The following is a 10,989-nucleotide window of genomic DNA, read 5'->3' as shown; positions in this document are numbered from 1 at the left end:
GATTGAATGCTTCTTTGGAAAAATCAAGAACTTTAGAGGTGTTTTTTCTCGATTTGACAAGACTGCTGAGGTTTTTATGGGTTTTTTAAACCTCGTTAGTTCTCTCATATGGCTTCTCTAAAATTTTGTTCACAGAGACTAGAACAAGGACTGAGGTTAAATTTAAGCTGCGGAGACGAGGATAAAACTGTAACAAATTTCATATTTGTGAAAGTATTAGATGCTCTCAGTGTAATATCCTGTTGCCCTACAGTGAGTAGACAATATGGATTTTCTTACACTTTTGATGATCAAGACAGTGATGACGAAAATGAATTATCTGAAAAAAGTTTAAACATCATAAAACATATCACTAGTAAGTTAGTGTTGCGAGGTGGAAAAATAAGATACGATTTCTACCATGGTAATGGTACGATAGAACAAGTAACTAGTAACTTTGAGGGCGATCTTAATAGACAATATAAGGAAGTTGAAGGTAAGCTCAAAAATGTAGCATATGAAAGTATTTTAAACAAAAGTGAGCACACTCAAGAAGATGGACTGGAAGTGAACATAATAGATAATGGGTATTTTTATATTAAATGTGCACAAGATAGTATTGTTGAACCTGCGCAAATCACAAATAATCAAGAAATAAAAGACCCAGAGTTAAGAGTTTGTATATTACAGATCGGAGAAAGTGCGGTAAAAATTGAAAAAGTCGAAGGAGGGAAAAGAAACTATGCAGATATCTCAGGTAGCATTGAAATGTCTTTCTAGAGCAGGAAAGATCGGTATTTGTTTACATTGTAGTGAGGAAAATAGTAATGAAATAAAAGTGAAGTTTACTGATGAGGAAAGCAAAGCAAGGTTTGAAGAGTTAGGAAATGAGGAGAAAAAAAGTTTAGGGCCAAACTGTTTTTTAGGAGGAAAAGTCGTTGCAGAAGTTATAGGTAAGAGTTTCGAAAGGAATAGTAGTATATCTACAAATGAGGTTATTAAGCAACCGTGTGTTCCATACACTTCCATGCAAATTTCTCAGCCACCGCAAAAGGAAGTAAGAATAGCTTCGAGGGGTTAAAATTTGGTATACTTTCAGAATAAGGCTGTAAAAAGTTAATTATAAATATTCACATAGTCAGGTTGAGAAGCACATTTGTATAAACATTATGATTTGTAGGTAATTTTCGTAGCAGACGGTATCATCCAAGTAGCTCCTCCTTCCGTCATTCCGACCCCTGTGATGTCATCCAAGTACTCCTTTTCTTGTCATTCCAGTACTTGATACTGGGATCCAGGATACCATTTTAGTCATAAATATCTAAAAAATTTACCAAGCGAGGAAAAAAAGCAAAAGAAACCCTGGTCAATATCTGTTCAAAAATATTGGCATCTTTTTAGTCTTAAACGCTGCAATTTAGCTGCTTTTAAACCGCAACTAACCTTAGCTTAATGCTTAAGAAATTTACTAAGCAGAAAAAAAGACAAAAGAAATCCCGTGGTAGAAGTTGCTCACTCTCTAATCCTGCAAATTGGCGTACTATACTGTCTTGAACGACTTATAAGCGCGTTTCAGCTTGTATAGGGAAAAACCTAGAAGTCTAGGTAAAATTAATAAAGACATAAGGTGCACATAGTGCAAAAAATTAAACATAAGACGCTAACCGTGATACTTTTGTCGTTTAATCTGCACAGATTGAAGCTAAATGAATAGCTTCAATGTCATTATAAGGGGGTTGGTGAGATTTGTCAAGCAGTTTTTTTGTTTCATTTAAATTGATTGCAACCTCCTTATACACTCATCCTTACCAAGGATTACCATTATATCGATAATTCCAGGTGCATCCATTATCCCAGTTATTGGGGCCCGTAATGAGTGGTAAACATCGCTTATTTTCACACTATGCAATTTTGAAAATTCCTTGATCTGAGAGGACAAAAAGCTCTTATTCCAGCTTTCATCACCGATATTTGAGAGAAATGACGCAAGTAACTTGATTATATTGAGGTTAGATTTGACAATTCGCTCAGCTTCTTCACTTAAATCAAGTGGCGGATCTTTGACGTAAAACTGCGCTAAATCGAGCAGTTCGGTTAGGTAGTTTGCTCTTTTTTTTAGCTCTGTTAGTCCCTGCAGTAAATAGCTCTTTTTCTTCTCAGCTAGAGTACTTTTCCCAAGCATTAGAGGCAGAATATTTTCATTGCTCATGTTGTTGATATAATGGTTATTCAAATGCTCCAATTTTTTAAAATCAAGCCGTGCAGGCGAACGACCGGTGTTTTCTAAATTAAACCACTCCATCGCTTGCTCATCGCTAATGATCTCATCATTGCCGTGACTCCAGCCAAGTCTGAGCAGGTAGTTACGCATCGCCTGAGGCAATATTCCCATCTTCTCGTAATCACAAACACTTGCAGCACCGTGCCTTTTGGACAGCTTATTCCCATCCTCTCCATGGATAAGCGGTACATGCGCAAAACGTGGAATATCAAAATCAAGAGCCTGGTATATTAGTAATTGCTTAAAAGTATTAGTGAGATGGTCAGAACCACGTATTATATCAGTTATTCCGGCATCATGATCGTCAACCACTACCGCAAAAATATATGTTGGAGTGTTGTCAGAACGTAAGATCACTATATCATCAAGCTGCTCGCTGTTTACTTTAATTTGGCCGTATATTTTATCATCAACAACAATATCTTGCGAGTCTGGCACTCTAAAGCGGACAACAGGTTTCACGCCCGGTGTTGCATTAGTACACTTATGCTTGTATATCCTTCCTTCTTCTCTCGCTTTTACCTTCTTTGCTGCAACTTCATCCTCAGAGCAATAACAGTGATATGCTTTGCCTTTCTGAGCAAGGAGATTTGCAACTTCAACGTGCCGCTCTGTTCTTTTTGATTGGTATATTATTTCTCCATCATAGCTTACACCAAGCCATTTTAGCCCATCTATTATCGCATCGATTGCCTCCTGTGTTGAACGCTTTTTGTCAGTGTCTTCAATCCTCAGCAAAAATTTTCCGCGATGATGCTTTGCATAGAGCCAATTAAATAAAGCAGTACGAGCCCCACCAATATGCAAAAACCCCGTTGGCGATGGAGCAAATCTAGTGACTACACCTGACATATTCGTTTGTTACAGTAATGTAAACGATGATAGCTAAAATTTATGCTTGCAACAATGTGGAATTACTCTAAATTACTGGTTGTATGAGGATAAAATTATGTTTACTTTTCATAATTTATATTATATAATTTAAAGCTGGTTAAATATAGAGGGGTATGTTATGGGTAAAGATATAGCAGAATTGCTCTCAAATAATAAGGGTAGTATCAATTGGCGTTATACTGGTCCATTTTATAAAACAAAACAAATAATGCGGATGGATAATCTCTTGCATTTAGCTGCAAGAACAGGAAACGTTGAAAAATTTTTATTTATTTTCAAGAAAAGTGTTAAACATAATGTCCGTTTGTTGGAATACAATGAGGAAATTCATGAAAATCCATTTCATATAGCAGCAAGGATGGGGATACTGCTGAAAGTAGTAAGAGGAATATTTGAGCATTTGGATTCGGGAAAAGTAACAAAAGAAAAATCAGAAAGTGTCAAAAGTTACGTCAGAAATGCCTTAGGTAACAGATGTGCGTTAAATATTCACAAAATGACTCCTCTTGATATGGTCAGTAAGGAAGTCAAGAAGGAAGTAAGAGAAACTGCAGGTATAAAAGGAAGTCTTATATGTAATAAGAAATTCCACCTATGTTTATATATAGTAGGAGCTATAGCATGTGTTGCTGCTTTGTGTCTTTCTCTATATTTTCTGTATTTGTGTTCTCAAAATCTTGCGTTGGCTTCAATGGCCACAATAGCTTCTGGTGGATTTGGATATCTGTCAGGCAAAGCATGTGGTGAAATATATGACTTGAATAGTGTAAGCACTCCAATGGAGGTTGGTTGGTAATGAAAGCCTTTTCAACAATAAGGAGCCAACAGCTATTGTTTAACGGAGATAGAAATCACTTGCAGGCAACGATATAGAAATGTACTTTCTTAAGAGTGATTCTTAAGAAAGTATACTTACACAATGACAGAAAAGAAGTACAGTAAGATTTTAATAGCAAACAGAGGGGAAATTGTCTGCAGGATCATCAGGACTGCTCGCAGAATGGGCATATTTTGCGTGAGCGTATATTCGGATGCAGATATAAATTCTGTACATGTAAGACAAGCGGATGAGTCAAGGCACATTGGCCCTTCACCTGCTTATCTCGGTTACTTAAACATCGAAAAAATATGCGAAGTAACAGTTGAAACCGGTGCACAGGCAGTTCATCCTGGTTATGGCTTTTTAGCAGAAAATCCAGATTTTCCACGTGCTCTGCAAAAATACGATATAGATTTCATCGGCCCAAGTGTAGAAACAATAAAAGTTACGGCAAATAAGATAACAGCAAAGGAATCCGCAAGAAAAGCTGGAGTGAATGTAGTGCCAGGATACATGGGCAAGATCAACGATGCTGCTCATGCAGCCAGTGTTGCTGAGGAGATTGGTTTTCCCGTTATGCTGAAAGCTGCATCAGGCGGTGGTGGTAAAGGCATGCGAATCGTAAACTCCAAAAAGGAAATTGAACTAGCATTTACATCAGCAACAAACGAAGCAGAGAAGAGTTTTAAGGATGGCAGTATCTTTATAGAAAAATATATAGAGTTACCGCGGCACATCGAAATACAAATCATAGCAGATAAATATGGCAATGTAGTGTGTCTTGGAGAGAGGGAATGTTCAGTACAAAGAAGTAATCAGAAGATAATAGAAGAAACGCCAAGCCCGTTTATCAGTGAGAAGATAAGACAAGAAATGTATGCCCAATGTGTTTCTTTGGCAAAGCAAGTTGGCTATTTTTCAGCAGGCACTGTTGAGTTTGTTGTAGATCAGAGCCAGAACTTCTATTTTCTTGAGGTAAATACGAGATTGCAAGTTGAGCATCCGGTAACAGAATTTATAACTGGAATAGACATAGTAGAAGAAATGATCAGAACTTCCTGTGGAGAAAAATTAAGATTCAGTCAGAATGATATTAAACTTACCGGTTCTGCAATAGAAAGCAGAATTTGTGCTGAAGATCCATCAAAGAAATTTTTTCCTTCCAGCGGAAGAATAAAATACTACGACAAACCAGATGAAAATGATTATGTAAGAATAGATGATGGAGTTGCTGCAGGTTCAGAAATCAGCATGTTTTACGATTCGATGATTGCAAAAGTGGTGACATATGGAAAAGATAGAATAGAGGCAATCAGCAGAATGCAAAAAGCTTTATCTGAATGTTATATAGGGGGAGTGACAAACAATATAGAATTTCTAGAATCCATCTTTCATCATCCAAATTTTATTGCAGCAAAACTCCACACGAGATTCATTCCAGACCATTATCCAAGTGGGTTTTGCGGTGATTTTATTACAGAAGAGTATATTAAAATATTTATTTTCGCCACGTTATATGTTCATTTGGGAAATGAGAAGAGGTATTACAATAAATCAATAGATGAAGCGCTTGTAGTGAAAATAAATGACAATGAGTATCCTGTAAACGCAAAGTATCAAGATAATACATTAACAACAATATACAATCATAATGCATATTCTATAAGTGGTAAGTGGAAATCGAGTTACAGGTTGCTATGTATCACAACTAACAATGATAACGATATAACACTTAAAGTAGAAAGACAAGGCAGTAAACACTTTATAAAACATGCTGGGATGCAAGCTGAGTGCTGTGTATTTAAACTTCATGTAGCTAAGCTAAGTGAGTTAATGCTAAATAACGAAACAGAGGGGATCTCAGTAGATGCCGTAAAATCTCCAATATCTGGTTTATTAGTTAAATTACACGTAAATGTTGGAGATCAGGTAGAGGTAGGGCAATCTTTATTTGTTGTAGAAGCGATGAAAATGGAAAATATCATATGCGCTGAATCAGAAATGGTAATAAAAAATATTCCCGTTCAAGAAGGAAAAAATATACAGGCTGGTGATGTGGTATTAGCTTTGGATACAGCTCTTTCTTAAATAACATAAGAAATATAAACCTGATCCAAATAAGATGAATGAAAACACTTGGTGAGCTATAGCAATGGCTATTGGTATGTGCAGCAATAAAGTAATGACTCCTAAAATTACTTGAGTTAGGACAGAGAACAGCATGACATATACCGGTTTTACACCGGCATTTTTTATTGTGAGTATTACTGTCAGAACTAATATCAGCAATGCCAGTACTCGGTGTATAAATTGCACTGTTGCTCTGTTCTCAAAGATATTTAGCCATGTAGGCTGTAAAAAGAATAAGTCTTCCGGAATGATATATCCGTCCATTAGTGGAAAGGTATTGTAAATTAGACCAGCATTTAATCCCGCAACAAACGCCCCGAAAGTTATTTGTATTACAATTAGAGCTAAGATTGTTCCTGTGTAATGTATAGTGTTGCCGCTAATCTTAAGTTTAGTCTGCTTTGGCCTGATTTGATAATCAAAAAATTGGTACGACAATAATGCAAAAATAGCCAATGCTAGTAGTAGGTGAAGTGCAAGCCTATAGTGGCTAACATGAGGTTCAGCTATCAGACCACTTTTAACCATATACCAACCAGCGAGAGCTTGTAACGTTCCAAATAATAGTGCTATAGATAGCCTTACTACTGCCTTCTTAGTTATTCTTTTTCTAAATATAAAGTATACAAACTGTAGGATGAAAACTAAACCTGTTAGCCTTGCAACCAATCTATGTACATATTCTATTAAATATATAGTGCGAAACTCCCCCATACTCATCCCATAATTAAATGTTTTATATTCAGGCGTAGTCTCATATTTCGATTTTTCTTGTAGCCAGTCTTGCTCACCCAGTGGTGGTAATGCTCCAGTAATGGGTTTCCACTCTGTGATAGACAATCCTGCTTTTGAAAGTCTGGTAAACCCGCCAATTCCTACCATAAGGATTACCATGACAGAGCAAAGGAAGAGCCAAATAACTACGGATTTTGATTGCTTTTGTTCCATAAACCATGCTGAGTTTTGTTCCATCGCTGAGGATGAATGATAAATTCCCACAAGGCGAAAAAAGCTGCAACGCTGTGTAGCAGATTATAGACAGGGAAGAATATTGATACTACATAAAAGTAAAAAGGCATCTTTTGCTGCTTGATCGCTACTGCCAAGAGAATCAGGTTAGTAACGTATACCACTACAAAGTAGGACAAAAACAATTCATTTAAAACTTGAGTGAACATTAATGAAAGCAATAAAAATGGAGTAGTGAAAAATATCAAGGCTGCCGAGCCAACAAAAAGATTCAATAACAGAATTCCTTTGAGTCCATTGTATCTATAAAGTGATCTTATATTTCTTAGATGGACAACATAAGTTTGCATATAACCTTTAATCCAACGCGCTCTTTGCTTAATCCAGGCAAACAAAGTAGTTGGTGATTCTTCCAATGTTTCTGAGTCAATAATCCTAGTTTTATATCCCATGTGTGAAAGTCTCAAACCTAGGTCAGCGTCTTCAGTGACATTATAAGCATCCCAGAGAAGCACTTTCCTTAAAATTTCTACTGAAAAATGATTACTGCTACCACCCAAAGGTATCGGCATATTCATTCTTTGGAATCCAGGCAATAGGTACTGAAACCAGCTTATGTATTCTAAAGAGAAGGATTTCGTCAGAAAATTGTAATTATAATTGTAATAATTTAATCTTGCTTGCACACAGGCTAACTTACCGTCGCCCTTATTAAATTCAACCAATGCTTTTTTTAATTGCAGTGGATCTGGCTTATCATCTGCATCATATATTACTGCATACCTTCCTTTGGCAAAGCTCATGGCATAATTACATGACTTAGCTTTTGTCTTAGGTAGGGAATGAGGCACTTTTATCACTTCAAAATATTGCGGTAAGGTATGTTCTTCTATAGCTGCGAGCATTCCCTGATCATCACTTTCTATCAGAAGCTTCACATCTAATTTTGATTTTGGGTAATCCAAACTTTCAATGCTTTTAATCAATTGCTTTATCACTGCACCTTCTTTAAAGGCAGGCAATAAAATTGTATATATAGGGAAATCTTCTTCGTTTATCTTATCATAATCTATTTTTCGGTTGTAGGTTTCACATAAGCCAAAAGCTGTAGTTATAAATTTGAACAAATAGCTAGAACATCCAACTATAAATATCAACATCAAAGCAAAGTATGTATACTTCTCTGTTAGTGTTAAAATTGAAGTTATAATAAAGAAAGAAGCAAAAAATATTGAACTTAGTTTAATATTCTTGGCTGAAAAATTAGGACTTTTATGGTATAAATGGTTGCTTGCAAATTCTGAAATACCAAAGTGCGAGTTAAGAAAATCTAAAATCTGTTCACCATCTGCTTCTATTAGTACACAGCCATCACCGTAGTTAGCCTTGATCCAATGGTTGATATCTTGACTCGCATCTTCAACCATAAAAAAAGTAGTATTATTTAATTTTTGCCAAGGAACTATATTAAATTTGTAGTAAAAAAACTTTTCTTGCTCTTTACACAAACTGGAGTCAAGCTTGATTTTTTCTATATCATTAGCTTGAAGTATAGACAGCTGTTGCATTAAATCTAATGCAATTTTTTATTTAAATCACGTGAAAGTGAAGATATGACCTCGCCGCTGCGCTTATCATTCTTGTGTTCCTGTATTATTTTTTTTACAGCGTCAGCGGCTATGCTTGCTGTATTAGCTTGTAAATCTCCAATGGTTTTTTCAACTTGGTCAGTAACTTTCTTCAAATGGGAAAGGGTATTATCATCTAACGTCTGGTCCAGCTGCTGTCTACTGTGTTTAATGATACTATTAGCCTTATCAAGAGCTTCATTCATCATTTTATTAACTTCTGCATCTAATCTTTTGTATTTTTCAGAAGACTCTTTGTAATACTCCAACATATCTCTTCTGAATTTTTCAACCTCTTCATTCGTAAGTTTGCTATTGTTACGCTTATTGTTAAGAACGTTTTTTATCACCTTCTTTAGTAATTTAGATGAAAGGGTAAAACCTACCAAAAAAGCAAGACCGACAATCAGTGACGTAGACATAAAAACCTCTAGAATTCTTTAGATACCAAGCTAGCAACAAACTCCTCTTCAATTTCAGAATTGGTCAATTTACTGTAGTAAATTAAGGCAATACCAGTAGCTATTCGCTTTAGTTCATCAGTGTACTTAGATTTAAACCTTGCTACTTCTTCTTCAACAAATTTGCTCATTTTTTTGTCTTCCTCTTCTAATATATCCTGTACACTTTCTCTCATTTCTTCTACTTGGATAAGTGCATTATCTATAACCTTTTTTGCTTGCGTCCTAGCTTCGTTTAAAGCCGCGTTATATTTAACAGTCTGGTTTTCTATAAGTTTTAGAAGGTGGACGGAACTATTAAAAGAATCCAGTGCCTTCTTACTTCTAGTGTTTATTATTTCATCTAATTTTGGCAAAAATAGGCAACTTACTACAAAAAAAAGTAAAGAGAAAAAAATTAAAAACCAAAAAACCTGAGAAAAGTAAGTTGAAACATCAAGTTGTGGCATATTAAACAACAAATATTAATAGTAGTGCAAGCAGAAATGCAAATAACCCCATTGCTTCAACTAGAGCTGCTCCTGTATAGACATATTTTTTCATTTTATCCTCTGATTCAGGGTTTCTTGCAAGCCCACTTAACATAGTAGAAAATATATTTGCTACGCCAAGGCCCGCACCGAGCATACCAAGCACACTTAAACCAATTGCTATAAACTTTAAAGCTACTAAATCCATATATATTACCTTTAACCATTTCCTTACGATATTAATTATAAAATGTTCTGCAGATAAAGTCAATTATTTTACTGCATCTGATAAATATACACACGTTAAAGAGGTGAATATATAAGCTTGCAAAACTGCAACAAATACTTCAAATCCTATTAATGTGATTATAAATAAAAACGGTATAGGGGTTAAAGTCACGTGCATATCCATGATAAACCCTGCTATTACTTTGATAATTGTATGACCTGCAATCATATTTGCTGCAAGCCTTATTGATAAACTTACAGGCCTTGCCAGGTAAGCAAATAGCTTAATGAAAACCATCATGGGCGCCAGCCATGACGGAGTGCCTTCAGGCAGCAATATGCGTAAAAATTTTACTCCCCTTTCTTTGAATCCAACAACCGTTGTATAAGTAAAAACTACCATCGATAAGGCAAAAGTAACTATCACATGACTTGTAACTGTAAAACTATAAGGAAGAACGCCTACTAAATTACACGACAAAGTGAAAATAAATACTGTAAATATCAATGGAATGTGCTCCAAGCCTTTGCTTCCAGTGTTACTTTCTATTATTGAAATAACAAAATCGTATACACACTCAACTGCAGCCTGCAAATATCCTGGTATTACTGATCCTTTCCTTATTCCTAAGAGCAAGAAGAATATAACTGATATTACCGAAATCATCATAAAAAGAGATGAGTTGGTAAAATTTATATCATGCCCAAATAGTTTGGGTAATTCTACTATTGTATGTATCTTAAACTGTTCTAGCGGATTTAACGCCATATTTCAACCCTATAAACTTAGACTGCAACAGTAAATAAAGTATAAATTTTATAAGGTAAAGTCAAGAGTTAAGATGATATAGGCTCTGTAGCACAGAGCCTTTTTTACTCACTTCACTTTCAAACCACAATTTTTAATACTATCTTTGATAGCCTAAATATCTGTTTCGGTTGCAGCTTGAAACTTCACATTTATAGTAGGGTTATCACTTTCATGATCAAATTCAATTTTGTTGATAGACAAATCTTTTTGAAGGTTATCTTCAACACAGCTAGTCTCTGTGAAAAAAGTTTATCATGAGAAAATAAGGAAAGATGTAGCAAAAACTGGTAGTTTAACTTAGCTACAAATAGAGAAATT

General features: G+C 35.4%; 11 protein-coding genes. 4 read left to right on the top strand and 7 right to left on the bottom strand.

The features are described from left to right. The first annotated feature begins 108 nt into the window (after window positions 1–108). Both GO685_RS01395 and GO685_RS01390 read left to right on the top strand, forming a co-directional pair. Window positions 109–759 (top strand): hypothetical protein, encoded by a 651-nt coding sequence (locus GO685_RS01395; RefSeq protein WP_175937242.1) that lies wholly within the window; start codon window positions 109–111, stop codon window positions 757–759. Next, complete coding sequence (locus tag GO685_RS01390; RefSeq protein ID WP_175937241.1) at window positions 722–1,060, top strand: hypothetical protein; 339 nt, start codon at window positions 722–724, stop codon at window positions 1,058–1,060. The genes GO685_RS01395 and GO685_RS01390 overlap by 38 nt, the downstream gene beginning before the upstream one ends. Before the next feature lie 690 nt (window positions 1,061–1,750). Here GO685_RS01390 and gltX read toward each other — a convergent pair. Beyond that, window positions 1,751–3,112, bottom strand: a complete 1,362-nt coding sequence (gene gltX, locus GO685_RS01385) for a glutamate--tRNA ligase (protein ID WP_175937240.1) — start codon at window positions 3,110–3,112, stop codon at window positions 1,751–1,753. A 160-nt stretch (window positions 3,113–3,272) separates the two neighbouring features. Between gltX and GO685_RS01380 the strand changes: the two genes are divergently transcribed. Both GO685_RS01380 and GO685_RS01375 read left to right on the top strand, forming a co-directional pair. Beyond that, window positions 3,273–3,950 carry a hypothetical protein gene (locus GO685_RS01380; RefSeq protein WP_175937239.1) on the top strand — a complete coding sequence of 226 codons (678 nt, stop codon included), beginning with the start codon at window positions 3,273–3,275 and terminating at the stop codon, window positions 3,948–3,950. 123 nt (window positions 3,951–4,073) lie between these two features. Beyond that, window positions 4,074–6,062: an ATP-binding protein gene (locus GO685_RS01375; protein WP_175937238.1), complete on the top strand. Its 1,989-nt coding sequence runs from the start codon at window positions 4,074–4,076 to the stop codon at window positions 6,060–6,062. Here GO685_RS01375 and GO685_RS01370 read toward each other — a convergent pair. The 6 genes from GO685_RS01370 to GO685_RS01345 all read right to left on the bottom strand — a co-directional run bounded on the left by GO685_RS01370 (window position 6,036) and on the right by GO685_RS01345 (window position 10,629). Next, window positions 6,036–7,052: a COX15/CtaA family protein gene (locus GO685_RS01370; RefSeq protein ID WP_175937237.1), complete on the bottom strand. Its 1,017-nt coding sequence runs from the start codon at window positions 7,050–7,052 to the stop codon at window positions 6,036–6,038. The two genes, GO685_RS01375 and GO685_RS01370, sit on opposite strands and share 27 nt — an antisense overlap. Further along, window positions 7,025–8,641: a glycosyltransferase family 2 protein gene (locus tag GO685_RS01365; RefSeq protein ID WP_246226326.1), complete on the bottom strand. Its 1,617-nt coding sequence runs from the start codon at window positions 8,639–8,641 to the stop codon at window positions 7,025–7,027. The genes GO685_RS01370 and GO685_RS01365 overlap by 28 nt, the downstream gene beginning before the upstream one ends. Window positions 8,642–8,646: 5 nt before the next feature. Beyond that, complete coding sequence (locus GO685_RS01360; protein ID WP_175937236.1) at window positions 8,647–9,123, bottom strand: hypothetical protein; 477 nt, start codon at window positions 9,121–9,123, stop codon at window positions 8,647–8,649. Window positions 9,124–9,131: 8 nt separating this feature from the next. Further along, window positions 9,132–9,611, bottom strand: coding sequence for a F0F1 ATP synthase subunit B family protein (locus tag GO685_RS01355; protein ID WP_175937235.1), 480 nt, complete (start codon window positions 9,609–9,611; stop codon window positions 9,132–9,134). Window position 9,612: 1 nt separating this feature from the next. Further along, window positions 9,613–9,840, bottom strand: a complete 228-nt coding sequence (locus GO685_RS01350) for a F0F1 ATP synthase subunit C (protein ID WP_168455548.1) — start codon at window positions 9,838–9,840, stop codon at window positions 9,613–9,615. A gap of 63 nt (window positions 9,841–9,903) precedes the next feature. After that, window positions 9,904–10,629, bottom strand: coding sequence for a F0F1 ATP synthase subunit A (locus GO685_RS01345; RefSeq protein WP_175937234.1), 726 nt, complete (start codon window positions 10,627–10,629; stop codon window positions 9,904–9,906). Window positions 10,630–10,989: the final 360 nt, after the last annotated feature.

It is taken from the genome of Wolbachia endosymbiont of Madathamugadia hiepei, from assembly GCF_013366855.1.
Lineage (GTDB): Bacteria > Pseudomonadota > Alphaproteobacteria > Rickettsiales > Anaplasmataceae > Wolbachia.
Note: the sequence above shows the minus strand (reverse complement) of the source record. Positions and strands in the feature narration are given on the sequence as shown.